This is a genomic window from Aliiroseovarius sp. Z3 (genome assembly GCF_029105185.1).
Taxonomy (GTDB): domain Bacteria; phylum Pseudomonadota; class Alphaproteobacteria; order Rhodobacterales; family Rhodobacteraceae; genus Aliiroseovarius.
This window is the reverse complement of sequence record NZ_JAFMZK010000001.1, coordinates 364783-390917: the sequence shown is the minus strand read 5'-3', so window position 1 is coordinate 390917 and position 26135 is coordinate 364783. Positions and strand designations below refer to the sequence as shown.

General features: G+C 60.8%; 22 protein-coding genes. 13 read left to right on the top strand and 9 right to left on the bottom strand.

Annotated elements, in window-relative coordinates; all coding sequences use genetic code 11:
* Positions 1–45 precede the first annotated feature (45 nt).
* From ugpC to J3R80_RS01900, 9 genes are all read left to right on the top strand, one after another.
* Positions 46–1146 carry a sn-glycerol-3-phosphate ABC transporter ATP-binding protein UgpC gene (gene ugpC / locus J3R80_RS01940; protein WP_275392069.1) on the top strand — a complete coding sequence of 367 codons (1101 nt, stop codon included), beginning with the start codon at positions 46–48 and terminating at the stop codon, positions 1144–1146.
* Positions 1143–2279: a Gfo/Idh/MocA family oxidoreductase gene (locus tag J3R80_RS01935; protein ID WP_275392068.1), complete on the top strand. Its 1137-nt coding sequence runs from the start codon at positions 1143–1145 to the stop codon at positions 2277–2279. The genes ugpC and J3R80_RS01935 overlap by 4 nt, the downstream gene beginning before the upstream one ends.
* Positions 2276–3280 (top strand): SIS domain-containing protein, encoded by a 1005-nt coding sequence (locus J3R80_RS01930; protein WP_275392067.1) that lies wholly within the window; start codon positions 2276–2278, stop codon positions 3278–3280. Before J3R80_RS01935 ends, J3R80_RS01930 begins: the two co-directional genes overlap by 4 nt.
* Complete coding sequence (locus J3R80_RS01925) at positions 3277–4341, top strand: SIS domain-containing protein (protein WP_275392066.1); 1065 nt, start codon at positions 3277–3279, stop codon at positions 4339–4341. The genes J3R80_RS01930 and J3R80_RS01925 overlap by 4 nt, the downstream gene beginning before the upstream one ends.
* Entirely contained in the window at positions 4338–5249 is a 912-nt protein-coding gene (locus J3R80_RS01920; RefSeq protein WP_275392065.1) for an ROK family protein, read from the top strand. Before J3R80_RS01925 ends, J3R80_RS01920 begins: the two co-directional genes overlap by 4 nt.
* Positions 5242–6483, top strand: coding sequence for a class II D-tagatose-bisphosphate aldolase, non-catalytic subunit (locus J3R80_RS01915; protein WP_275392064.1), 1242 nt, complete (start codon positions 5242–5244; stop codon positions 6481–6483). Before J3R80_RS01920 ends, J3R80_RS01915 begins: the two co-directional genes overlap by 8 nt.
* On the top strand, positions 6480–7619 hold the full coding sequence (gene nagA, locus J3R80_RS01910) for an N-acetylglucosamine-6-phosphate deacetylase (RefSeq protein WP_275392063.1): 1140 nt from the start codon (positions 6480–6482) through the stop codon (positions 7617–7619). Before J3R80_RS01915 ends, nagA begins: the two co-directional genes overlap by 4 nt.
* 145 nt (positions 7620–7764) lie before the next feature.
* Complete coding sequence (locus tag J3R80_RS01905; protein WP_275392062.1) at positions 7765–8247, top strand: fasciclin domain-containing protein; 483 nt, start codon at positions 7765–7767, stop codon at positions 8245–8247.
* Between the two features lie 492 nt (positions 8248–8739).
* On the top strand, positions 8740–10623 hold the full coding sequence (locus J3R80_RS01900; protein WP_275392061.1) for an SLC13 family permease: 1884 nt from the start codon (positions 8740–8742) through the stop codon (positions 10621–10623).
* A gap of 4 nt (positions 10624–10627) precedes the next feature.
* On the opposite strand, the gene J3R80_RS01895 is transcribed toward J3R80_RS01900, so the two are convergent.
* The 5 genes from J3R80_RS01895 to J3R80_RS01875 form a co-directional block, all read right to left on the bottom strand.
* A complete protein-coding gene (locus J3R80_RS01895) occupies positions 10628–11413 on the bottom strand; it encodes a carnitinyl-CoA dehydratase (RefSeq protein ID WP_275392060.1) in 786 nt (261 codons plus the stop codon).
* Positions 11414–13444, bottom strand: coding sequence for an acetate--CoA ligase family protein (locus J3R80_RS01890; protein ID WP_275392059.1), 2031 nt, complete (start codon positions 13442–13444; stop codon positions 11414–11416). It lies immediately after the preceding gene.
* Positions 13445–13705: 261 nt separating this feature from the next.
* Positions 13706–14866, bottom strand: a complete 1161-nt coding sequence (locus J3R80_RS01885; protein ID WP_275392058.1) for an acyl-CoA dehydrogenase family protein — start codon at positions 14864–14866, stop codon at positions 13706–13708.
* Complete coding sequence (locus J3R80_RS01880) at positions 14866–16260, bottom strand: carnitine 3-dehydrogenase (RefSeq protein ID WP_275392057.1); 1395 nt, start codon at positions 16258–16260, stop codon at positions 14866–14868. Before J3R80_RS01880 ends, J3R80_RS01885 begins: the two co-directional genes overlap by 1 nt.
* Entirely contained in the window at positions 16257–17168 is a 912-nt protein-coding gene (locus J3R80_RS01875) for a 3-keto-5-aminohexanoate cleavage protein (protein WP_275392056.1), read from the bottom strand. The genes J3R80_RS01880 and J3R80_RS01875 overlap by 4 nt, the downstream gene beginning before the upstream one ends.
* Positions 17169–17248: 80 nt before the next feature.
* Here J3R80_RS01875 and J3R80_RS01870 point away from each other — a divergent pair, with 80 nt between their 5' ends.
* Positions 17249–18223 (top strand): helix-turn-helix domain-containing protein, encoded by a 975-nt coding sequence (locus tag J3R80_RS01870; RefSeq protein ID WP_275392055.1) that lies wholly within the window; start codon positions 17249–17251, stop codon positions 18221–18223.
* On the opposite strand, the gene J3R80_RS01865 is transcribed toward J3R80_RS01870, so the two are convergent.
* The 4 genes from J3R80_RS01865 to J3R80_RS01850 are packed head-to-tail and all read right to left on the bottom strand — an operon-like array spanning position 18198 to position 22264.
* Positions 18198–18854 carry an NnrU family protein gene (locus J3R80_RS01865; RefSeq protein WP_275392054.1) on the bottom strand — a complete coding sequence of 219 codons (657 nt, stop codon included), beginning with the start codon at positions 18852–18854 and terminating at the stop codon, positions 18198–18200. The genes J3R80_RS01870 and J3R80_RS01865 overlap by 26 nt on opposite strands.
* A 39-nt stretch (positions 18855–18893) precedes the next feature.
* Positions 18894–19853 (bottom strand): ROK family protein, encoded by a 960-nt coding sequence (locus J3R80_RS01860; protein WP_275392053.1) that lies wholly within the window; start codon positions 19851–19853, stop codon positions 18894–18896.
* Complete coding sequence (locus J3R80_RS01855; protein WP_275392052.1) at positions 19850–21181, bottom strand: GH1 family beta-glucosidase; 1332 nt, start codon at positions 21179–21181, stop codon at positions 19850–19852. The genes J3R80_RS01860 and J3R80_RS01855 overlap by 4 nt, the downstream gene beginning before the upstream one ends.
* A 42-nt stretch (positions 21182–21223) precedes the next feature.
* Positions 21224–22264, bottom strand: coding sequence for a substrate-binding domain-containing protein (locus tag J3R80_RS01850; RefSeq protein WP_275392051.1), 1041 nt, complete (start codon positions 22262–22264; stop codon positions 21224–21226).
* 305 nt (positions 22265–22569) lie between these two features.
* Here J3R80_RS01850 and J3R80_RS01845 point away from each other — a divergent pair, with 305 nt between their 5' ends.
* The 3 genes from J3R80_RS01845 to J3R80_RS01835 all read left to right on the top strand — a co-directional run bounded on the left by J3R80_RS01845 (position 22570) and on the right by J3R80_RS01835 (position 26133).
* The gene (locus J3R80_RS01845; RefSeq protein ID WP_275392049.1) at positions 22570–23922 is read left to right on the top strand and encodes an ABC transporter substrate-binding protein; all 1353 of its coding nucleotides are present in this window, start codon (positions 22570–22572) and stop codon (positions 23920–23922) included.
* Positions 23923–24004: 82 nt separating this feature from the next.
* Positions 24005–25000: a sugar ABC transporter permease gene (locus J3R80_RS01840; RefSeq protein WP_275392048.1), complete on the top strand. Its 996-nt coding sequence runs from the start codon at positions 24005–24007 to the stop codon at positions 24998–25000.
* Positions 24997–26133, top strand: coding sequence for a carbohydrate ABC transporter permease (locus J3R80_RS01835; RefSeq protein WP_275392252.1), 1137 nt, complete (start codon positions 24997–24999; stop codon positions 26131–26133). Before J3R80_RS01840 ends, J3R80_RS01835 begins: the two co-directional genes overlap by 4 nt.
* Positions 26134–26135 lie beyond the last annotated feature (2 nt).

Here is a 26135-nt window from a genome sequence, read left to right as displayed (position 1 = left end):
TGCCCGGACCGCCCCCTTACGTTTCAACAAAAGGATGCCCAGACCATGGCGACACTTGACCTGAACGCGATCAGCAAATCCTTTGGCTCGGCCAAGGTGCTGCATGACATCAGCCTTGCGATCAAGGACAAGGAATTCGTTGTCTTTGTCGGCCCGTCAGGCTGTGGGAAATCCACGCTTCTGCGCATCATCGCCGGGCTGGAAGAGGCCTCGTCAGGCCAGATCGTCATCGGTGGTGACGATGTGAGCGACGCGCATCCAGTGGACCGCGGCATCTCGATGGTGTTCCAGTCCTATGCACTTTACCCGCATCTCAGCGTCTATGAAAACATCGCCTTTCCGCTGCGCGTTCAGAAGATGGACGCGGCCGAGATGGACAGCCGTGTGCAGAAAGCCGCCGCGATCCTTCAACTGACCGACAAGTTGCAGTTGAAGCCGGGGCAGTTGTCCGGCGGTCAGCGTCAACGGGTCGCCATCGGGCGGTCGATCGTGCGCAATCCGAAAGTATTCCTGTTCGACGAACCCTTGTCGAACCTCGACGCCGCGTTGCGTGGCGACATGCGGGTCGAGCTAAGCCAGCTTCACCGCGATCTGGACGCCACCATGGTTTATGTGACCCACGATCAGGTCGAGGCAATGACCATGGCCGACCGGATTGTCGTGTTGAACGGCGGCCGGGTCGAACAGTTTGGTTCGCCGATGGAACTGTATCACCACCCCGCAACCAAGTTTGTCGCCTCGTTCATTGGTCAACCCAATATGAACCTGATCCCTGCCACCGTGATCGGGGCAGATGCGACCGGCGTGTCTGTGGAACTGGACGGCGGCCACCGCATGGCGCTTCCGGTTGCGGCCGGAACGGTCAAAGCCGGCGACAAGGTGGAAGTCGGCATTCGTCCTGAACATGTTGAGGTGTCCAGCAAAGGTCTTGAGATTTCCGTGAACGTTCTGGAACGTCTGGGCGGTGTGTCGATCACCTATGGCGTGATCGGCGATGGAACACGGTTCTGTGCCTCGCTTCCGGGGGATGCCGTGATTGAAGAAGGGCGCAACCTGACCCTGAGCGTCGCCCCTGAAAACTGTCATGTCTTTGATGCCAATGGCGATGTGTTGCGCCGTCAGGCTGCACCGGAGATGGTTGCATGAAAGTTGCCACCGCTGGGATAGGGCTGCGCGCCGGTCATGTTCTTTCGATCCTGAAAGAAACCATGCCCGAGATCGAGTTTGTCGGCTATTACGACCCGCAACCCGCCCATCTGGACATGATCGGCACGGACGTCCCACGTTTTGACGATGTGGCTACGATGCTGTCAGACACCCAACCCGACCTGTTTTTCGTCGGCTCGCCCAATGTCTATCACCTGGAGCACATCAAGCTGGGGCTTGAGGCCGGGGTGCGGATTTTCACCGAAAAACCGGTCGTGACCACGCGCGAAGACACATTCGAACTGGCGCGCCTTTTGGCGGAGTACGGCACCGATCAGGTGATGGTCGGGCTGGTGTTGCGCTATTCGCAGCACATGGTCGATCTGCGCGCTGTGTTGGATCAGCTTGGCCCTGTCGCTTCGCTTGAAGCGAACGAACATATCCCGCCCTATCATGGTGCGTTTTTCATGCGCGATTGGCGGCGTAAAAGCGCGCTGTCCGGCGGCTTCATGTTGGAAAAATGCTGCCACGATCTGGATATCTATAACATGGTGACCCACTCACGGCCCATGCAGGTGGCGAGCTTTGGTGGCAAAAAGTCTTTTGTCCCAGAGTTCGCACCTACTTCTAACGTCGAAACCGAAATCTCTCAGCGGAAGTCGAGCGTTTGGGAAAGCGCGCCGGATCCCTATAACTCTGACGGCGATATCATCGACTTCCAAACCGCGATCCTGCGCTATGAAAGCGGGGCGTCGATGGCGTTTCACACCAATCTGAACGCGCCCGACGACCATCGGCGGTTTTGCGTCTTCGGCGCGCTTGGCATGGCCGAGGGCGACTTTGTGCGCGGTTATTTGAAAGCCACGGCGCGGGACGGATCGGTGATTGCCGATCATGACTATACGGCGATGGACCAGAAACACGCGTCCGCGCATTACGGGGCAGATCACATGATGGTTGCAGACATTGCAGCCTTCCTGCGGGACGAGACTGACAGCCTTCCGGTCGGGGTCGTTGATGCGCTGGAGGCCGGTCTGGCCGCCATGGCGCTGGACGAGGCACGGATCAGCGGCGGCGTTGTCGATCTGGGCCGCACGTGGGAAGAATTTGACAGCTTCGGACTACGCGCATGAGCATTGAGACGAAAACACACGGTCATCTGATGGCATCCGAAAGCGCCGAGGCGATCGAGGTGTTTGGCCGTGCTGCGACACAAACGGTTGATGCAGGCGGTTTGGCCGATTCCAAGGTGATCTTCACCATCGCGCGTGGATCATCGGATGCGGCAGCGAACATCCTGTCCTATGAAATGATGCGCGAGCTGTCCGTGCCTGTCACCTCGCTTCCGCCCTCGGTGTTTTCACTGGGCAAGGGCGTCGGTGTTCACGGGTTCGGTGCGCTGGTGATCAGCCAGTCCGGGGCCAGTGATGACCTTGTCCGGGCCGCCAGAGGGGCTGGCGCCAATGGGGCCAGCGTCGTGGCAATCACCAATCAGCCGGGCAGTCCGGTTGAACTTGCATCAGAAACCACGGTGCCAATCGGGGCTGGACCGGAACTGGCGGTGCCTGCGACCAAGACGGTGATCGGATCTGTTGCAGCCGGGATGGCGCTGTTGGGCGGCATCAAGCCCGAGTATAAGACACGGATTGACGCCTCGGTGGCGGCGCTGCGGAACGTCTCGACCGCTCACCCCCGTGCCAAAGATCTGCAGGCCGCGCTGCTGCGGGCGCGGAATGTCTATGTGATCGGGCGCGATACTGGCCATGGTGCGGCGATCGAAGTGGCGTTGAAGCTCAAGGAATGCTGCGCGCTGCATGCCGAGGCCTACTCTGCGTCTGAAGTGCTGCATGGCCCATTGCAACTGGCAACCAACCCCCTGATGGTTCTGATCCTTGATACGGGATCGGATCATATTCAGGACAGTCTTGATCAGGCCGAGGCCCGGTTCAGGGGCGTCGGCTGTGACGTGCATCGTATCTCGCCTGACGATATCGGCGTGTCTGACCTGACGCCCGCTGCCGCGGCTGCTGTTTTGCTGGCGGTGATGTACCCGGTCATTCTGAACACGGCATTGGCGCTGGGACTGGACCCGGACGTGCCCGAAACTCTTTCGAAAGTGACACAGACAACATGAACACTCCACTTGAAAACTGGGCGACCTGGGCTGAAATCCATCGCCAACCCGAGATCTGGTCCGCCTGGGGAAAGACCCTGGACGTCAATGGATTGCGGGGCTGGATCGCCAGCCTTGACCATGACGAGGTTTGGTTTTGCGGGGCTGGCACGTCGGCCTATATCGGCGATATCATCGCGGCAGGCGTGCCCGGTATGCGCCCCGGATTGCGCGCAGTGCCCAGCACGGATTTGGTGGCCACGCCCAAAGCCTTTCTAAACGGTGTGAAACCGCTGGTCGTCAGTTTCGGGCGATCGGGAAACAGCACGGAAAGCATCGGCACGCTGGATGCACTGGATGCGCTGGCGCCTGACGCGCCGCGGCTGCATATCACCTGCAACAAGGATGGCGCATTGGCAACGCGCCCCTCTCGCGGGCCGCAGAAGGTAATCGTGTTGCCCGATGCCACCCATGATGCGGGGTTTGCGATGACAAGCAGTTTCTCGACCATGCTGTTCACCGCACTGGCGCTGTTTGACGCGCCGTGTGATGTGCCCGCGCGTATGGATGCTCTGGCAGATCAGATGACGGGATTGTTGCAACAGCTGCGCGATATGCCCCGCCCTGAACGCGCGGTTTATGTCGGTGCGGGACCATTGGCGTTTGCAGCCCGTGAGGCCGCCTTGAAGGTGATGGAACTATCGGCAGGGCAAATCCCGGCCCTTTGGGACAGCACGCTTGGCTTTCGCCATGGACCGAAATCCTTTGTGACCGAGGGCACGGCGATCACGGTCTTTACCAGTCCCGATGCCCCCACGCGCGACTATGATGCCGATCTAGTGGCTGAATTGCGGGCACAGTTCCCGACCGCACGGGTGACGGCGGTCGGGCCGGGCGGCGACGTCGACATTCCGATGCCCTTTGGCCCCACATGGGCAGCCCCGCTTTGTGTCGCTTTGGCGCAGGTCACGGGTGTCGAATGGGCGAACGGGCTGGGTCTGAACGTGGATGATCCGTTTTCGGGGCAGGGCACGCTCAGCCGTGTCGTGTCAGGGGTGAAGCTCTATCCGGTGGCGTCATGATCGCGGCCGGTATTGACCTGGGCGGCACCAAGATCGAGGTGCAGCTGTTCGACGATGACTGGGCCGTGGCCCATCGCCATCGCGTGCCCACACCTTCCGATTATGACGACCTTGTTGCGGCGATTGCCGATCAGGTCCGCTGGGCCGATGATATCGCAGGTGCGGCTGTTCCGGTGGGGATCGGGGCCGCCGGGCTTTTGCACCCGGTGACGGGGCTTGCGCTGACCGCAAACCTTCCCGCATCTGGCAAGCCTTTCCAGCAGGATATCGAGGCTGCGATTGGTCGCTCAATCACTTATGTCAACGATTGCCGCGCCATGGCCCTGTCAGAAGCGATCTTCGGGGTTGGGCAGGGGCAGCGCACGGTCGTTGCCCTGATCCTTGGCACCGGCATCGGAGGCGGGATCGCCGTGGACGGTACGATCCTGCAAGGTCCGACCATGACCGGGGGCGAGTTCGGACACACCGCTGCGCCCGCGCATCTGGTCGCGAAATACAACCTGCCCGTCGTGACCTGTGGGTGTGGCCGTCCGGGTTGCACCGAAACCTATATCGCCGGACCGGGGATGCAGCGTCTGGCCAAGGCGCTGACCGGAAAGGACATCGACCCACCTCAGATCGCGGCGCGCCGCCATGGCGACATGATGCAGGTCTGGTCGGTCTGGTGTGAAATGACGGCCGAACTTTTGCACACGTTGACCATGACGGTCGATCCTGACCTGATCGTTCTGGGCGGAGGGTTGAGCCAGATCGATGGTGTTGTCGACGACCTCACTGCCGCCGCGCTGCGGGCGCAAATCGGCGATTTCGGAGCGGCCAAGCTCGTTTTGGCGCAGGGCGGTGATACCAGCGGCGCGCGCGGCGCTGCCTATGCCGCCTGGCAAGCCAAGGAGCAGCAGGATGACTGATCCCCTTCGCGACATTATTGCGCGCAACCGGTCTGGAGCACGGGCGGCCATCCCGTCGGTCTGTTCGGCACAACCGGACGTGCTGCGCGCCTCTTTGATGCGGGCGCAGACCCTTGACCGCCCGGTGGTGGTCGAGGCGACCAGCAATCAGGTCAACCAGGATGGTGGCTATACCGGGATTACCCCGGACGGGTTTATCGGGTATGTGCACGACATCGCCGACGCGGCAGGCGTGGATCGCGACCGCATCATCTTCGGCGGTGATCACCTTGGCCCCCAGGCATGGCGGTCAATGCCCGCTGATGCCGCGATGGAGAAAGCCCGCGTTCTGGTGCGCGACTACGTCAAAGCCGGGTTTCGAAAAATCCATCTGGATTGTTCGGAAGGGTGTGCGGGTGAGCCCGCGCAGCTTGACGACGCGCAAACCGCCGCGCGGTCCGCTGATCTGGCGCAGGTCTGTGTCGAGGCGTGCAACGGGAACTCAACCGGGCTGCTTTTTGTCGTTGGCACCGAAGTGCCACCACCCGGCGGCGCGCGGGTGGACGAGGATGGCGACATTCCCCCAACCGACCCGGCTGCCGCCAAGGCCACGCTGGCTGCGCATGGCGACAGCTTCGAAGATATGGCGTCGATGATCGGCGGTCTGGTCGTGCAACCGGGTGTCGAGTTCAGCCCCACCGCCGTGCATCACATGCCGCTGGACCGTGATCCCGGCCTTTTGGCCGCGTTGGATGGCTGGCCGGGCGTGTGTCTTGAGGCGCATTCGACCGACTACCAACACCCCGCGGTTTTTCCGCGACTGGCCGAGCTTGGCTTCGCGTTCCAGAAGATCGGTCCCGCCCTGACATTTGCCTATCGGCAAGCACTCTATGCGTTGGACCAGATCAGCGCCGCTCCCGGTGCGCTTACGGTCGTGATGGAGAAGGTGATGTTGGCAAACCCCGCCTATTGGCAGGGGCATTATAACGGTGACGCGCAGGCGCTCTATCAACAACGCCACCTCGGGCTGGCCGATCGCATACGTTATTACTGGCCCGATCCGACGGCGCAGGCGGCCGTGGCGGCGCTGCGGGATGGGTTTGATGGCCCAATCCCCGACGCCAGCTTGCAAACGGTGTTCGACGATGACGTATTGACCCGCGCCGAGCAACTGACCGGCGATCAGGTGCAGCGGCTGATAGACGCACAGATACAGCTTGCACTCGACCCCTATTTCTTTGATGAGGCCGTATGATGGACCACTGGATAACCCCGAACCGCGTGTTTGATGGCCGCGACCTGCACAGCGAAATCTCCGTGCGGGTTCGTGACGGTCGCGTGATTGATATGGCAGATGCGCAGGCGGATGCCATCCGTGTGCCGGGGCTTATGACGCCCGGTTTCGTGGATCTTCAGGTCAATGGTGGTGGGGGCGTACAATTGAACTCGACCCCCACAGCCGAGGGGATGCAGATCATCGCCGAAGCCCATCGGACGTTCGGAACGGTGGCGGTGCTGCCCACCGTGATCACCGACTTGCCCGACGTGACCGACCGCGCTGCCGATGCCGCGATTGCGGCTCAGGGGACGCGGGGGATCGTCGGACTTCACATCGAAGGGCCGCATATCGCGAGGGCGCGACGTGGCACCCATTCGCCCGATCTGGTGCGCCCGCTGGACACGCGCACAATGAACACCGTGACGCGCCTGCGCGCAGCAGGTGTGTCGGTCATGATTACGCTGGCCCCCGAAGCTGCCACGCCCGAGCAGATCACACAGCTTGCACAAATGGGCGCTGTGGTGTCGCTGGGCCATACAGATGCCACGGCCGAGATGATGGCGGCCGCCTTCAATGCCGGGGCAAGCTGCGCCACCCATCTGTTCAACGCTATGTCTCCGATGGCGGGGCGTGCGCCCGGCGCGGTTGGGGCGGTGATCAACTCGACCCATTACAGCGGGATCATCTGCGATGGCATCCATGTGGCGGATGACATGGTGGGGCTGGCCATCCGCGCCCGCCCGGTGCCCGATCGGATGTTCCTTGTGTCTGACGCCATGGCGACAGTAGGCGGGCCGGATCACTTCAACCTATATGGGCAAGACATTGCCTTGAGGGAAGGTCGTTTGATCAATTCCGAAGGCAGTCTGGCCGGCGCACATGTTACGCAGGCCGAGGGGGTCAAGCGGTTGGTGGATCACACCGGTACATCGCTGACCACCGCGTTGCGCATGGCGATCTCGATCCCTGCCGATTGTATTGGGCAACCGGAAATCGGGCGGCTTGAGGGGCGCGGGGTGGATGATGTGATCCTGCTGAGCGATGATCTGCAGCCGGTCGGCACCCTTGCCGCCGCACTTGGTGATCTGGATCAGGTGACGGCGGCACGCTGACTGCGTCCGTGCTCGCAACAATTGGCGGTAAACTCGCCGTTTGGACGTCAATCAGAAAAAATAACTCGGTGCATTGTGATCCGGGTCGCGACCCGTGCCGTATCCCTCATACAACTTCCAACCGGGATACAGAAAAGGACACATCATGCTTCGCAGAACCTTTCTTTCGATCACCACCGCCGCGTTTCTGGCCACCCCGGCCATGGCGGACAACCATTCCATGGATATTGTCGACACGGCTGCCGGGGCTGGCAGCTTCACCACCCTGATTGCCGCGGTCGAGGCCGCAGGGCTTGTCGACACTTTGAAGGGCGAGGGTCCGTTCACCGTCTTCGCCCCAACGGACGACGCCTTCGCAGCTTTGCCTGAAGGCATTGTCGAAACCCTGCTGATGCCCGAAAACAGGGACCAGCTGACCGCGATCCTGACCTATCACGTGGTGCCCGGAAAGGTCATGTCGGGTGACATCGCGGGCAAAAGCATGGAGGTTGGCACCGTGAATGGCGCAATGGCCATGGTCGATGCGACCGACGGCGTGAAGATCGACGGTGCGAGTGTCGTTCAGGCAGATATCGAGACCTCGAACGGCGTGATCCACGTGATCGACGCGGTGATCATGCCGAAATAAGCCAATTGGCTTTGACAAGGAACCCGGCAGCAATCTCCTTGCAGCCGGGTTCTCATTTCCGCATGCCAGTTCGTGGAATCCGGTTGCGTAATCCGATGCAAGTTGGCGCGCGCCTGCAATGCGGTATGTGAGGTCATTGGATTGGTGTAACCACTCTCGGCCTTTGGCACCGCCAACACAATGCCGCGCCAAGAGGTGGGCTCAGATCGCATTCATGGATTGACAACCAGCAGAGTGCGGCAACCTTTCCAACGTTTATAAAACATTTTCTTAACAATGGTTTGCCAATTGTTCTGCATGTTTTTGCAGCCGTCTGGCACCATATGGACACGAGGGAAACAGCGTAACCGGCGCCCCGAGATGTTACCGTGACGTGCCATGCAACGCGCGGATTTCTCTTAAAAAATTGATTTGTGAAGAAGGTTCACTCTAAGCTGAGACACGGCTGATGTGCGTGGCAGTTGGCTGTGACGCACGAACAGGGGGGACAGGATGGAGCCGATTGTCTTTTCGTTAGAGATGGGCGTCGTGTGTGCGATGCTGGCTTTCACCGTGTTCCTTTTTGTATCCGAGATCGTGCGCATTGATCTGGCTGCGATCCTGATCCTCGTTATTCTTGGCATTCTCAGCTATGTCCCCGCCTTGTCCAACCTGGCCGAGGTCAATCACCTGTTTGACGGGTTCGCGTCGAATGCGGTTATCTCGATCATCGCGGTGATGATTGTAGGGGCGGGGCTGGACAAGACCGGATTGATGAACAAGGTCGCCGCCACGATCATGAAACGCGGCGGCGCGACCGAGGCGCGCATTCAGCCCATTGTCGCGGGCACTGTGGGCGTGATTTCCAGTTTCATGCAGAATGTCGGGGCCGCGGCGCTGTTTTTGCCGGTGATCAGCCGGATTTCGACCCGGTCCGGCATTCCCCTGAACCGTCTGGCCATGCCGATGGGGTTCTGTGCGATCCTTGGCGGCACTATGACCATGGTCGGGTCATCTCCGCTGATCCTGTTGAACGACCTGATCCAGACCGCCAATACCAGCCTGCCGGACGCCCAGAAAATGGGAACATTCGGCCTTTTTGCCGTAACGCCGATCGGGGCGGTTCTGATCCTGAGCGGGATTGTCTATTTCCTGTTTCTGGGCCGTTGGGTGCTGCCCGAGGGCGGCACCGCCAGCAGTGCATCGGTCGGGCAGGGGATGTCGGCCTATCTGAAACGGGTCTATGGGCTGCGGGCGGATGTTTACGAGGTGGACGTTCCCGCCGACAGCCCGTTGGTCGGTCAGATCCTTGCCGATGTGAACCTTGAGAACAACCTTTACATCATCTCGACCTTCTATCGTGGCAAGACCTCGATGGTGCAGGTCCTGACGGCAGAAATCGCAGCGCCCTGCCGTCTGGCGATCATCGGCAAACGAACGGTGGTCGAAGCCTTTGCCGAGAAATTCGGCCTGTCGATCTTTCCCGAACTCGACGTGTTCGTCGAAGAATTCGCCCCCACCAATGCGGGCATCGCCGAGATCGTCATCCCGCCGGAAAGCAAGCTGATCGGCAAGTCCCCGCGCGAACTTTTGCTGCGCAAGACCTATGGTCTGTCGCTGTTGGCGATCCACCGGGGCGAAGAAACCCTGAGCCATGTCGAGACCGACGAACACAAGCCCACCGCCATCGGGTTGGTCGAGTTTCAGGTCGGGGACATGCTGGTGGCACACACCCGCTGGGACAACCTGACCAATCTGAAGGACGACCGGAACTTCGTGATCATCACCTCGGATTTCCCGCAAGAGGAATTGCGCCCGCACAAGGTGGGTTGGGCGCTTTTGTTCTTTGCGATCTCGATCTCGATGATCCTGTTCACCGATGTCCGCCTGTCCCTGTGTCTGTTGACGGGCGCAGTCGGCATGTTGCTGTCGCGCGTGATCTCGATCGACGAGGCATATCAGGCGGTGGGCTGGAACACGGTGTTCCTGTTGGCCAGCCTGATCCCGTTGGGACAGGCGGTGCAGAACACGGGCACGGCGGAATGGATCGCGCAACAGATCCTGACCCTGCTGGATGGCTGGCCGCTTTGGGCCTTGCAGACGGGCATTGCCATCCTGTCCACCGCCTTTTCGCTGGTGATGTCGAATGTGGGGGCCACGGTGCTTCTGGTGCCCTTGGCGGTGTCCATCGCGGTGGCAGCAGGCGGGGATCCGGCACTGTTTGCCCTGACCGTGGCAATCTCGACCTCGAACTCGTTCATCATCCCGACCCATCAGGTGAACGCGCTGATCATGGGCCCCGCGGGTTACAAGGTGAAGGATTTCGTCAAAAGCGGTGGCGTGATGACGGTGATCTTCCTTGTGGTGTCCCTTGTCATGCTGAACGTGGTGTTCTGAGCCGTCACTTACCCTTCCACACCGGATCGCGCTTTTCGGCAAAGGCGCGGGCGCCTTCCAACTGATCCTCGGACCGGTAAAGCCGTTCGACCGTTTCAAACTGACTTTTGGTGATCCGGTTCATCGCGTCCTGAAACTTCATATCTTCCGCCTCGCGCACAACTTCCTTGATCGCGGCATAGACGAGCGGCGGGCCGGAGGCCAGCAGCGCGGCCATCTTGCGCGCCTCGGCCATCAGGTCGGCGGCGGGGTGGATGTGATTGATCATGCCCCAGCGCGCGGCTTCCTCGGCGTCGAGCCAACGCCCGGTGAACAGCATTTCCATCGCGACGTGATAGGGAATGCGCTTGGGCAGCTTGATGCTGGCCGCGTCCGCCACGGTGCCAGAGCGGATTTCGGGCAGGGCGAAGCTGGCGTGATCGGCGGCCAGGATGATGTCGGCCGACAGGGCAAGCTCCAACCCGCCGCCGCAACAAATCCCGTTCACGGCGGCAATGACCGGCTTGTTCAGCCCGCGCAACTCCTGCAAGCCGCCGAAGCCGCCAACGCCATAGTCGCCATCAACCGCATCCCCATCTGCCGCTGCTTTCAGATCCCAGCCGGGGCAGAAGAACTTGTCTCCCGCACCGGTGATGATCGCCACACGCAGGTCGGGATCGTCGCGGAAATCGGTGAAGACCTCGCCCATGATCCGACTGGTGGCCAGGTCGATGGCGTTGGCCTTGGGCCGGTCCAGCGTGACCTCAAGCACATGCCCGTCGCGATGGGTCTTGATGGGGGTGTCGGTCATTTATCTGTCTCCTGTTCGTATCAGCGCATCGGCGGCCACCGCGCCATGTGGGGTGACGATCAGCGGATTGATCTCGACCTCGTCTGCCGGGGCGGCCATCACATGGGCCTGCACCGCCATCACGTTGTCAAGTAGCGCCTCGATGTCGCCGGCGGGTGCACCACGGTATCCGCGCAACACCGGCGCGATCTTCAGGCGCATCAGGGCCGCCTGAACCTGCCCGCGGGTGGACGGCACCAGAAGCGACTGGCTGTCTTGCAAGACTTCCGTCAGCACCCCGCCCGCCGCAAGCGTCAGAACATAGCCATGCGCGGGGTCGCGAGTCACGCCGACAAGTAGCTCGGCGATGGCGCCGGTGATCATTTCCTCGACCAGAAACGTGTCACACCCCATGCCGCGCGCGGCGTCCAGCACCTCGGCCCCGCTCGCCAGGTTCAGCCGAACCGCCCCCGCCTCGGACTTATGGGCATGACCTTCGCCCTTCAGAACCACGGGGAAGCCGATCTCGCGGGCCATGTCGACGGCGTCGTCGGGCGATTGCGCGTGTCGGGACTGCGGAACACGCACTCCCTGCGCCGATAGCGCCTGCTTGGCGTCCCGTTCGCTCATCACGCCATGACCCTGTGGCGTGCCCAGAAAGATCGGCGCCGGGCTGTCATTCGGCTGGCCAAGGGTCGCGGCCAGCTCGATCGCGTCAATCGCGTGGTCCAGCCCACTCAGCGGCACGATCCCCTTGGACAGCAAGCGCGTGGCAACGTCTTCCGGCATCGTTTCGGGCAGGGACGACACGATGCCCATCGGAACACCGCTGGCGTCACGCGCCCGCTCGACTGCCTCGATCACCAGTTCCCAGGCCGGAGAGGTGCAGCGGTCGGGGCGCGGAAAGTCCAGCACCACCATGCCAAAGCCCAGATCGGTGCACATCATGGCGGTGAACGTATCCGTCATCGCCTGAAGATCGCCCCAGATATAGGTGTGGTAATCCAACGGGTTGGCCAATGCCACCATCGGGCCGAGGGTTGCGCGCAATGCCTTGGACTGGGTGGGGGGAAGCGTCGGAAAAGACAGGTTTTTACCATGCGCGGTATCGGCCACAAGACTGGCCTCGCCACCCGAACAGGACATCGAAGCAACCCGGTTTGAGCTAAGCGGCCCAACGCAGTGCAACAGTTTCAACGCTTCTAGAAAGGCGGGTAAAGATGCGACTTGCCCAATCCCCAAACGTGCCAGCAAAGCCCGCGCGCCAACCTCGCTGCCGGCCAGCGACGCCGTGTGCGAGATCGAGGCCGCCTGCGCGTGATCGGACCGTCCCACCTTCAACGCAATGATTGGTTTGTCGAGCCGTCGGGCTTTGGCGGCCAGTGCCTCCAGCGCTCTGATATCTCCCACACCCTCAATGTGCAGACCCAGCGCCGTCACACGATCATCGTCCAGAAGCGCCGCCCCGATCTCGGCCAGCCCGGTCTGCGCCTGATTGCCCGCCGTCACGGCATAGGCGATGGGAAGGCCCCGCGTCTGCATTGTCAGATTGATCGCGATGTTCGAGCTTTGGGTGATCACGGCCACGCCGGTGTCGCAGGGCAGGCCGCCATGCTGGTCGGGCCACAACACCGCCCGGTCGAGATAGTTAAGAAACCCATAGCAATTGGGACCAATGATCGGCATGTCACCAGCGGCGGACAGCAGTTCACCCTGTAAATCTGTACCGTCGTTGCTTTCCGCTGCGGCCTCGGCAAATCCAGATGCAAAGCAGATCGCGCCGCCAGCGCCACGCGCCGACAGAGCGGCGATCACCGGGATCGTGGCGTTGCGATTGATGCCGACAAAGGCGGCATCCGGGGAAGCAGGCAGCGCTTCAATCGACGCATATGCCGAAAAGCCGCCAATACTGCGCAAGGTCGGGTGCACGGGCCAGATCTGACCCGAAAAGCCGATCTTTTGACATTGGCCGATGACTTCGGCGCACCACGCACCTCCGCCGATGACAGCGATCGAGGTCGGACGCAACAGGCGATTAAGGTCTCGGGTCATCACGTACCCGCATATTTGTTTGCAAGGCGGGCGAGGGGCCTTGCCCCTCTTGGCCGTTGGCCAATTCACCCCAGGATATTTGACGCCAGAAGAAGCAACGATTTGTTAACCAACTCCGGTCAACATGGGCTTGCGGTACAGGCGGGGACGCCGATGACCGCGCCAGGAGAAGCACGATCAGGTGTTTCAGCGCGCGGGGGGGCACCGGTGGTCCTCCTGCGTTTCTTCTGGCTGCAAATATCCTCGCCGAAGGCATAAAATCTATGCTCCCAGGGGCCGGAACAGGTCGCGGCTGATGATGTGGCGTTGGATTTCCGATGTGCCGTCCCAGATCCGTTCGACACGGGCGTCGCGCCAGAAGCGCTCGATTGGGAAGTCGTTCATCAAGCCCATGCCACCGAAAATTTGCAGCGTGGTGTCGGTGACTCGCGCCAGCATTTCCGAGGCGTAGAGCTTGGCCGACGCGATTTCCCGGTTTGCAGGTAGGTCTTGATCCAGACGCCATGCCCCGGAAAGGGTCAACCAGTCGGCGGCGTCAATTTCGGTGATCATATCGGCGACCTGAAAGCTGACGCCCTGGAATTTCGCGATGGGCTGGCCGAACTGCTTGCGCGCGGCGGCGTATTCCAGCGCCATGTCAAAACAACGCCGCGCGCGGCCGACGCAGAAGGCGGCGACGGTCAGGCGGGTGGCGTAGAGCCATTCGTTCATCACCGCAAAGCCGCCATCGACCTCGCCCAGCACCTGCGCGTCGGGCAGGCGGCAATTGTCGAAATCGAGGATGCAGTTCTTGTATCCCTTGTGGCTGACCGAGGCGTATCCATCGCGCACCTCAAAGCCCGGCGTCCCACGATCAACGAGGAAACAGGTGATCCGTTTCTTTGGGCCTTTGGGAGTTTCATCCACACCCGTGGCAGCGAAAACAATAAAAAAGTCAGCATGTTCCGCACCGGAGATAAAGTGCTTGGAGCCGTTCACGATCCAGTCACCACCATCGCGCACCGCCGCGCATTTCATACCCCGCACGTCTGATCCGGCGTCGGGTTCTGTCATGGCCAACGCGTCCATCTTTTCGCCCCGCACGGCGGGCAGAAGGTAGCGTTCCCGCTGGTCGCCTTTGCAGGCCATCAGGATGTTCTGTGGGCGCCCGAAGAAATGGGTCAGCGCCATGGCGCCACGCCCAAGTTCCCGTTCGACCAGCGTGAAATCGAGGTGAGACAGGCCCGCGCCGCCGACCTCCTCGGGGAAATTGCACGCATAGAAGCCCAGGTCGATGACCTTTTGCTTGATTTCCTGCCCAAGCTCGTATGGCACCTGTCCGGTGCGTTCGACCATATCCTCGTGCGGATAGATCTCGTTCTCGACGAAGCTGCGCACGGTGGCGACGATCATCTCTTGCTCTTCGGATAATCCAAACTGCATCAGTTGGCTCCTTTGGCGTGCAGGGCGGCGAGGGCCGCGATGCGGGCTTCGACATCTGCGCGCGGCGGACAGGATTTGCGGGTGGTCAGGTCGACATGCAGCAGGAATTGATCGCAGGTGGCCAGCAGCCCACCATCGGCGGCGCGGCGCATTTCGTGCCAGAGCCTCAGTTTCTTGCCATCGCCCAGCGTGACGGTGCTGTCCACATGGACGGCGTCGCCCGCGTGACATTCATTAAGGTATTTGATGTTGGTCTCGGCGGTGAAATAGCTGAGCCCGGAGGCCACATACTCCGCATCCGCGCCCACATGCGCCATCACCCGGTCAGCCGCATCCGAAAAGACCTGTCCATAGCGGCCTTCGTTCATGTGGCCGTTATAATCCGTCCAGTCGATGGGCACGTCGCGCGTAACGGTGCGCAGGGGGGCAGTGTCATCCATCGGGGGCCACAACCCGGCCTCGTGCTCCCGGATCACGCGGCCAGCACCTGACCCCAGCCCGCGCGCCTTCAATGCGCGCAGCATCGACACAAGGTTGTCGTCGCGCAGGCGTTCCAGCTCGCGGATCGACATGTGACCCGACTGCGCATCGGACTGGCCCGCGATCAGGTCGACCAGCTCGTCGGTGAACTCCGGCACGTCCATCAGTTTGGTCCAGGGCCAGCTGAGGCAGGGTCCGAACTGCGCCATGAAATGCTTCATGCCAGCTTCGCCACCGGCCACGCGGTAGGTTTCGAAAAGGCCCATTTGCGCCCAGCGAAGGCCGAAACCCATTCGGATCGCCTCGTCGATCTCTTCCGTCGTGGCGATGCCGTCCTTGACCAGCCACAGGGCTTCGCGCCAGACGGCTTCAAGGAAGCGGTCGGCGATATGGGCGTCGATTTCCTTGCGGACTTTCAGGGGGAACATGCCGATGCCGCTTAGGATATCCGCCGCGCGCGCGCAGGTGTCGGCGTCGCCAACCAGTTCGACCAGCGGAAGAAGATAGACGGGATTGAACGGGTGCGCGACGATTGCGCGTGCTCCTTTTTCGTTCAATTCCGAAGGTTTGAAGCCTGATGTTGATGAGCCGACAATGGCGTCACCGGGTGCAAGCGCGATGAGGTCGGCGAACACTTTGTGCTTCAGATCAAGCCGCTCCGGTACACTTTCCTGGATCCAATCCGCGCCAACGACTGCTCCGGCCAGATCCGCGTGGTAGGTCAGCTTGCCTTCGGTTGGCAGAGCCGTTTCATATAGACCCGGAAGCGCGCGTCGCGCGTTGCTCAGCACCTCGCTGATCTTGCGTTCGGCCTCGGGGTCGGGGTCGAACACCGCCACATCCCAGCCGTTCAGCAAGAACCGGGCGGCCCAGCCGCCACCGATCACGCCGCCGCCGATGATCGCGGCCTTCATTTGGGGGCCCTTTTCACAAGGCCGAGCTTCTTACGCACCTCGTCGGGGCCAATCACGCGCGCGCCCATGCCTTCGATGATACCTCGGGCGCGGGTGACGAGTTGTTCGTTGGTTGCAAGCTCGCCCTTGGCCAGCCACAGGTTATCCTCCAGCCCCACGCGCACATTGCCGCCTGCCAGCACGGCCGCCGCGACATAGGCCATCTGGTTCCGCCCAAGACCAAAGGCCGAAAAGGTCCAATCGTTTGGCACGTTGTTCACCATCGCCATGAAGGTGTTCAGGTCATCCGGCGCGCCCCACGGCACGCCCATGCACAGCTGCACTAGGGCAGGTCCGTCCAGAACGCCCTCTTTCACCAGCTCTTTGGCGAACCAGAGGTGGCCGGTGTCGAAGGCCTCGATTTCCGGTGTCACGCCCAGATCGGTCATCATCTGACCCATCGCGCGCAGCATGCCGGGCGTGTTGGTCATGACATAATCCGCCTCGGCGAAGTTCATCGTGCCGCAATCCAGAGTGCAGATTTCGGGCAGGCATTCGGCCACATGCGCGACACGTTCGGCCGCGCCGATCATGTCGGTACCCGTCTGGTTCACCGGCATCGGCGCCTCCGTCGGACCGAATGTGATATCGCCGCCCATGCCGGCGGTCAGGTTCAGAACCACGTCCACCTCAGCCGCGCGAATGCGGTCGGTGACTTCACGATAGAGCTTCAGATCGCGCGAGGGCGCGCCGGTTTCAGGATCGCGCACGTGGCAGTGGACAATGGCGGCCCCAGCTTTCGCGGCGGCGATGGCGCTGTCGGCAATCTGCTTGGGGCTGCGCGGCACATGGGGCGAACGGTCTTGTGTACTGCCTGATCCGGTGACGGCGCAGGTGATGAAAACCTCTGAGTTCATGGAAAGCGGCATAAGATCCTCGGTCCTAGCGTGGGTGTTACATTGATGATGTCCGGGATTGACGGGAGCGATGTGCAGATTTATTGAAAATTATGCAGATTTGGTCAAAATCCGACACGAAATCCCGCGTCATCGGGTTTTTGCTGTTCGACCGCTTTTCAAACCTTGCGCTTGCCAATTTGTTAGAGCCGTTGCGCGCCGCCAATATGTTGTTGGGACGCAAAGCCTATGAATGGCGGATTTTCACGCCGAATGACGGGGTTGTTCATACGTCCAGCGGGTTGCCGGTGATGCCCACGGCACGGCTGGCCGATGCCGGGCAGGGTGATCTTCTGTTTGCCGTGGCAAGCTATGATTACCTGAGCCATGCCACCTTGCCCAATGCAAAGACGTTGCGCGTGCTGGCGACGCGATATCAGATCATGGCGGGGGTTGACTCCGGGGGGTGGTTGCTGGCGGCGGCCGGACTTCTGGACGGGCATCGCGCTGCGATCCACTATGACCTTATAGATGCATATTCGGAACGGTTTCCGATGATCAAGGTCGAGCGCGCGCGCTGGGTGCAGGATGGTGATCGCCTGACGTGCAGCGGGGGGATGGCGGCCTATGAGCTGACCTGTGATCTGATCAAAGAGGATCACGGGGCGGCGCTGCTCCTGGAAATCACGCAATTGTTCATGTCCGACAGCATGGCCACCCCTCAGGCGCTGACACAGGTGCGCGGCGACCGACGGGTCGAGACCTGCCTGCGTGAAATGGAGGCGAACATCGAAGTCCCATTGACGATCCCACAGCTGGCGCGCCGGTCAGGTTGCCGCCTTCGCGATCTTGAGCAGCGATTCGAGCGCCACTTTGGTGCGTCACCCAGACAGGTCTATCGCCGTTTGCGCCTGAATGCTGCCCGTCGGATGCTGGCCACCGGTGGCTTGTCTGTTGCCGAGGTCGGGTTGCGGGCAGGCTATGGCGACGCGAGCGCCTTCAGCCGTGCGTTTCGGGCCGAATTCGGGTTGACGCCACGCGACATTGCACGTGACGCGGTTGTCAGAGCAGAGGCTCCACCCCGATAACCGGGCCGTGCAGAGACAACAGCAGCGCGTAAACGACCACGGCAACGGCGATGCGGATAAGTCCGCCCTTGGTCACTGTAATGTCGCGTTTTGTGTCTGCCAGCCGTGCCCAGTTCGCGTTACCCATGATGCGCTTTTTACGACGGTCAATGATCCGCATCCCCAAAAGCGCAAAGCCAGCGAATACCGCGAAGAGGATCACATGGGCGAGGTTGCCGTTCGGGATCATGTGCCCGAATGCCCACAGGAACAAGGCAACCAGAAGTGGATGGCGCATCCAGCCAATCAGGCCGGGGTGATCGGGATCGAAGCGATCATTGTTCGATCCGCCGAAGGACAGGGGATTGGGACGGCCAAGCGCCAATGCGGCGATCACGCAGACCAGAAACATGACGGTCAGTGTCACGTGATTTTGCCACGGGGCCCAGTCCCACAGGCCAACAAATGGCGCGCGCCCGGCGGCCATGATCACCAGTGCCAGCACCGCGATAGACAGGGCCGAATAGGCTAGCGTAAAGCCGCGTGGCCCCAGCGCCGAGACGATCCGTGATTTCATCGCGGGGCGCACCGGTATGGAATGCGTCAGGAAAAACACGAGGAACGCCAGAAAATACGCGACCCATCCGTTCATGCTTTCCTCCGATTTCTGGTTGTGACCGGGGGTCTTCTATTACTGATTGTCAGCACGTGCCAGAAAATGTGCGCAACCGGACAGTGCGGCATAATCATCCTCGACAAGCCGGACCGAAAAGGCGTTCAGGAAATCGCCGAAGCGTCCCTTGTCGGTCATTGCAGTGTCAAAGCCGCAGCGGTCAAACCATGGGGCGACAGCGCGGGACATGCCGCCGATCAGATAGATGCCGCCAAAGGGCAGAAGGGTCAGGGCCAGATCGCCCGTCACATTGCCAAGCGCAGTGACGAAGGCCTCGATGGCGCGGATGGCAACCGGGTCGCCCTTGTCGGCAGCGGTGAAAACCTCGGACGTGGTGGCGGTTTTGCCTACGCCTGCACGGTCGGATGCCCAAGCATAGCATCGCTCCATCCCGCGCCCGGACAGGATATCCTCGACCCCGACATGCCCCAGCTGGGCCTCAAGAAACCGGGACAGATCCCATTGGTCTGCCCCGCGCGCGGCAAAGGTCAGGTGCCCGGCCTCTGACGGCGGCACGAAGCGGCCCTTGGCGGTCTGGAACACCGGGGCGCAGTTGAACCCCGTGCCCACGCCAATCACCAGCATCGCCGCGTTCGGGTTCTCGTCCGCGCCCTTTTTCAGAGTCACCAGATTGGCTTCGTCAATATGCCCCAATGCGTGGCCCTGCGCCTGCAAATCGTTCATCACCGCACCGCGTTGCGCGCCGGACAGGCTGGCCAGTGTATCCTTGTCGATGTACCAGTTCAGGTTGGTCAAACGACCGGCCCCGTCCTTGACCGGCCCGGCAATGGCCACAGCCGCCCGTTTGCAATCCGGGTTGTCCTGACCCTTCAGATAAGCCGACAGCAGTTGCGGAAGCCCGGCGTAGTCCGTGTTACGGTGCTTAACGATGCTGTCGGTCAGCAGGTCTTTGCCTTTGGCAAGGGCGACGCGGGTATTGGTGCCGCCAACATCGGCGACAAGTGAATATGAAGTCATGGGCGCGTCAGGGCCTTTCTGAGTGCGTCATAGGACGCCTTTGGTGTGCGGTTCAGAGTTTCGAAATCGACATGGACCAGCCCAAAGCGCGGCGCATAGCCCAAAGCCCATTCATAATTGTCCAGAAGCGACCACGTAAAGTAGCCTTTTACCGGCATGCCGTTTGCAATGGCCGCCTGCACCACGTGAATGTGGTCACGCAGATAGGCGATGCGATCCGGGTCATCCGTGGGATCGTTGTCGCGCTCAACCAACCCGGCCATACCATTCTCGGTGACATAAATGGGAAGATCGCCGGTGTAATCGGGCACCATCTGCAGAAAATGGGCAAGCCCGTTGGGATAAATCTCCCATCCCATCGCTGTTTTGGGCAAGGGACCGTCATGCTCACGGGTCGCGGGCCAGGGGGCGGAAGGCTCATCGGCAGGGCCATAGATCTTGCGGGTGTAGTAGTTGACGCCAATCCAGTCGATGGGCGTTGTGATGGTGGCGAAATCATCCTGCCAGCCCGCAGGCAAATGCGGTTCGATCCCCTCCAGTACTTCGGTCGGATAGGTGCCTTTCGTGATGCCCGACAGGAAGAACCGATTGTAGATCGCGTCTTGCACCGTCGCGGCCTTTTGCGCGGCGAGGCTATCGTCAACGGGGGTTGCGTACTCCATGTTGCACACCGCGCCAAGGTTCGACATGCCCAATCCGCGCATCACCTCGGTTGCACGGCCATGCGCCAGCAGCACGTGGTGCATGGCGCGGGCGGTGGCACGAATGTCACGCAGGCCGGGGGCGTGGTGCCCTTCGAAATGGCTGAGCCACGACACACACCACGGTTCGTTAATCGGTGCGGCGGACCAAACCCGATCGCCAATGCGGGACATGATGATCTCGGTGAAATCGGCAAACCAGCCCGCGATGTCGCGGTTGCGCCACCCCCCTAAATCGGCCAGGGGCGCGGGCAGCTCCCAATGATACAGCGTGGCGGCGGGCTTGATGCCGCGTTCCAGCATCCCGTCGACCAACTTGTCATAGAAATCCAACCCCTCGGTATTGGGGGTGCCTCGGCCCTCTGGCAACACGCGCGCCCACGAGGTCGAAAACCGATAAACGTCGAACCCGGCATCGCGCACCAGATCCAAATCCTCGGCCCAGCGGTCGAGATGGCCACAGGCGACGGATCCGTTCTCGGCCCCCGCCACATTGCCGGGCGTCGCGGCGAAATCGTCCCAATGGGTGCGGCCCGCACCGCCCTTGGCATGGCCTTCGATTTGATAGGCAGACGTTGCGGCTCCAAACAGGAAATTGTCTGGAAAGTCAGAGCGATGTGGCAGCATCTTGATCTCTCTCTGTTAAAAGCTAAGCAGACACGGCAGGGGTCAGCGGGTGCCTGCGTGCAAGGGGGTGGCGGGACCGGTGGACAGACCCAGTGTCAAGTCAGCCTCAAGCAGGATTTCACGCGGTGAATCGCGGTGTTGCATGATGTCGATCAGCATCTGTGCGGCCTTGCGTCCGGCGTCGCGCACGGACGAGCGGGTGGCCGTGTAAACGGGTATGTCGGCTCCGTTTCGAAAATAGCTCAGCTCATCATCATGGGTGATCAGCGATACATCGCGCCCCATGCGAAGCCCCATTTCTTCGATCCCGCGCCGCACACCGATCGCGGTGATCATGGAGCTGACAAGAATGGCCGTCGGCGCATTGGGCTGGGCCAGAAGGGTGCGGGTCAGGTCGTGCCCCTGTGCCTCGGTCATTTCGCCGGCGAACATCAAGGCGGCGTCGGGTGTGATCCCGCGCGCGGTCAGAGCGGCCTCATAACCAGCACGACGGCGGATTGCGAAATCCATGTGCTCAAGCCCGTTGACCAAGGCAATGCGACGATGCCCGAGGTCCAACAGAAATTCGGTGGCGCGTTGAAAGGCGCGCTTGTTGTTCACATCCACCCACGCATAGGAGGCGTCGGTGTCCGAGCTGCGCCCATGCACGACATAGGGCAATCCCAACGAGTTCAGAAGCGGGATGCGCGGGTCATTCAGGGTCGGGGCGTGCAGGATGATGCCATCAACATTCCGTTTGGTTATGAAGCTGCGATAGGCACTGTCTTCGTCATCGTCCGGAACCACAGACAGAAGCATGTCATAGCCGTTGCGGGAATAAACCTCGCCCGCACCGGCGATGAAATCGCCAAAGACCGGGTTCACCATCTCGTGCTTCGCGCTGATGGGAATCACATGACCGATTGCCATCGCACGTCCCGTCGCAAGAGATCGCGCGCGTGTGTTGGGGGCATAGCCATGTTCACGCGCCGCGGCGGCGACCCGTTTGCGGGTGGCTTCAGAGACTTCCGGATACCCGTTCAGCGCCCGGCTGACGGTGGTAGGGGATAGGCCCAGAATATTCGAAAGCTCTTTCAGTGTCATGGTGGCCGCGCGGTGATCCAAAGCGATTTGAATGCTGTCTAAGATATGCTTATGCCGTGACAGCGTCAAAGATAGAATTACATTTAACGTTGAAAATAAAGAATAACAACGAAAAAGCGTTTGCGCTAACGTAAATGTTGACAGGTTGGAAATTCTGCGTAATTTTAAGCTATTCAAAGCGGTTTGGAAAACTGGCGAATCTGCCTTTCAGCCGTTTTGGTGAATTCACCAGGCGCCACAGGCGCCGGGGTCGGATCATCGACCTCAAAAACCTGGGAGGTCCGTTCGGGCCAGTGGGAGGAATAATGAAACACGTAATGTACGCAAGCGCGGCGGCGTTGGCGCTGACGGCTGGCATGGCGCATGCCGAAGGCGAGCTGAAATTTGCACCCGGTGAAGGGGCGTTCAGCTGGGACAGCTTCGAGGCTCTGAAGTCCATGGACCTGTCGGGCGAAAAGGTCTCGATCCTTGGGCCGTGGCTTGGTCCGGATAAAGAGTTGATCGAAAGCGTCGTTCACTATTTCGAAGATGCCACCGGTGCCGATGTGGAATATTCCGGGTCAGACAGTTTCGAACAACAAATCGTCATTGATTCCGAAGCGGGCAGCCCGCCCAACATTGCGATCTTCCCGCAACCGGGTCTGGCGGCGGATTTGGCCTCGAAGGGTCTGCTGGCACCATTGCCGGCGGAAACCGCGGACTGGGTGCGTGACAACTATGCCGCCGGGCAAAGCTGGGTCGATCTTGGCACATATGCCGGTGCGGACGGCACCGAGGCGCTTTATGGTTTCTTTTACAAGGTCGATGTAAAATCGCTGGTTTGGTATGTGCCGGAAAACTTCGAGGATGCGGGATACGAAGTGCCGCAGACGATGGAGGAGTTGAAGGCGTTAACCGAACAGATCGCGGCAGATGGCGAAGTGCCATGGTGCATCGGTCTGGGGTCGGGTGGTGCGACCGGTTGGCCCGCGACCGACTGGGTCGAGGATATGATGCTGCGCATCAATACGCCCGAAGATTATGACGCGTGGACGAGGAACGAACTGCCCTTCGATGATCCCAAGGTCGTCGCCGCGATCGAAGAGTTTGGCGCGTTTGCCCGCAATGACGCCTATGTCTCGGGCGGGGCAGGTGCGGTCGCGACGACCGATTTCCGCGACAGCCCGCAAGGCCTGTTTGCCTCGCCGCCGCAATGTTACATGCACCGCCAGGCCAGCTTCATTCCGACTTTCTTCCCCGAAGGTACCGAAGTGGGCGTGGATGCCGATTTCTTCTATTTCCCGGCCTATGCGGAAAAAGATCTGGGCAAACCGGTGCTGGGCGCTGGCACCGTTTGGGGGATCACCAGCGATTCAAAGGGCGCGCAGGCGTTCATGGAATTCCTGAAATCGCCCATCGCGCATGAAATCTGGATGGCGCAGAAAGGCTTCCTGACCCCGCATAAGGGCGTCAACACAGAGGTCTATACCGACCCGACCGTGGCCAAGATGAACGACATCCTGCTGAATGCAGATACGTTCCGCTTTGACGGGTCCGACCTGATGCCGGGCGCAATCGGGACAGGTGTCTTCTGGACGGGCATGGTCGATTACGCAGGCGGTAAGGACGCCGGCGAGGTGGCCGCGTCCATCCAGTCGACTTGGGATTCGATCAAGTAATCATCCGTGACTTCAACCTCGGCACCTGACCGGTGCCGGGGCACACCACTTTACACACCGCAAGCCGGTGAAGGAGGGGGCTATGGACCAGCTGCTTTTCGCGGTCTCGACCATCATCGTGGGTGTCTTCGGCTGCGTTGCCTACTTTTACTTCTCGAACATTATTCTGGATCGGGTGTATCCCGCCAGCGGACCCAATGCAGGGGCCAATATCAACAAGGCCAACGCGATCCGGCCATGGTTGTTTGTGTTGCCCGCTTTGCTGGTGCTGGGCCTTTACCTTGTCTATCCGGTGTTCTCGACCTTCTTCCTGTCGATGCGCGATGCGCGCGGCACGTTTGTGGGCGCTGACAATTACACTTGGCTGGCGGGGGACGACAAGTTTCGCGAAAGCCTTGGAAACAACCTTCTGTGGTTGGTCATCGTTCCCGCCGCCTCGACCTTTTTCGGGTTGGTTGCGGCTGGCCTGACAGACCGCATCAAGTGGGGATCAGTTGCGCAAAGCCTGATCTTCATGCCGATGGCGATCAGCTTCGTGGGCGCTTCGGTCATCTGGAAATTCATCTATGACTATCGCGGTGAAAATCAGGGTGAACAGATCGGTTTGCTGAACGCGATGGTCGAGGCGATGGGCGGAACGGCGCAAACCTGGATCACGCTGCCGTTCTGGAACAATATATTCCTGATGATCATCCTGATCTGGATTCAGACCGGGTTTGCCATGGTCATCCTGTCCGCCGCCCTGAAAGGTATCAGCGAGGAAACCATCGAAGCCGCCTATCTGGACGGGGCGACACCTTTGCAGATCTTTTTCAAGATCAAGATACCACAAATCTGGGGCACGATTGCTGTGGTCTGGACCACGATCACTGTCACTGTCCTGAAGGTGTTCGACATCGTTTTTGCCATGACCAACGGCCAATGGGGCACGCAGGTTCTGGCCAATCTCATGTATGACTGGATGTTCCGCGGCACGCCGGATTTCGGGCGCGGATCGGCCATTGTGATGGTGATCATGCTGCTGGTCACGCCGGTGATGATCTGGAACATCTCGAACGCACATAAGGAGAACCGCTGATGGAAATGGCTGGCACAAAATCCCGCCTGACATGGGCGGTCAATCTGGCCGTCGGATTCCTGGTCCTTCTGTGGATCATTCCGACATTCGGGCTGCTGATCAGCTCGTTCCGCGATCGCGATGCGATTTCGACCTCGGGCTGGTGGACGGCTTTGTCCGCCTCCGAGCAAAACGTGATCGTGCGTGCGGATGTTCCGGACAATGCTGTTCAAGAGGGGCAGGTCTGGGTCGTATCGGGCAATGTCTTTGACAGCGGCGCGGGCGATGTCACCGCCTTCGGTATCACATCGCGCGCACCAGAGGCCTTCGCCCCCGGTGAGGTTGCCGTTCATGCCAACGGGCACGAGATCACGGTGGGCGCCAATGGGGATTATCGGATCGCCTATGCTGAACAACCGTCAGGCAGTCGCGGCCAGCGTCTGTTCGTGCGCGCCGAAAGCCCACCGAGCTTCACCTTGGACAATTACCGCGAGGTGCTGTTTGCCGAAGGGATGGGGAAGGCACTTCTCAACACGCTGACCGTCACAATCCCCGCGACGATCATCCCGATCCTTGTGGCAGCTTTCGCAGCCTATGCGCTGGCGTGGATGGAGATGCCAGGCCGTGCGCTTCTGATCGCGGGCATCGTGGGCTTGCTGGTTGTGCCGTTGCAGGTGGCGTTCATCCCGCTTCTGAAACTGCATAACAATATCGGGATCGGTAAGGGCTATATCGGCATCTGGCTGGCCCATACAGGGTTCGGATTGCCGCTGGCGGTGTTCCTGCTTCGAAACTATATGGCGGGTCTGCCGGGCGAGATCATCGAAAGCGCCCGCGTAGACGGCGCATCGGATTTCGCAATCTTCCGCAAGATCATCCTGCCGCTCAGCTTTCCGGCGCTGGCGTCCTTCGCGATCTTCCAATTCCTGTGGGTCTGGAACGACCTGCTGGTGGCCAAGGTGTTCCTTGGCACCGGCGAGGATCAAGTCGTGATGACAGGCCGTATTGTCGACCTTCTGGGATCGCGCGGGGGGGATTGGGAAATCCTAGCCGCGTCGGCCTTCGTGTCCATCGCGGTGCCCATCGCCGTTTTCTTCTCACTGCAACGCTATCTTGTGCGCGGCCTTTTGGCTGGCTCGGTCAAAGGGGGCTGAGG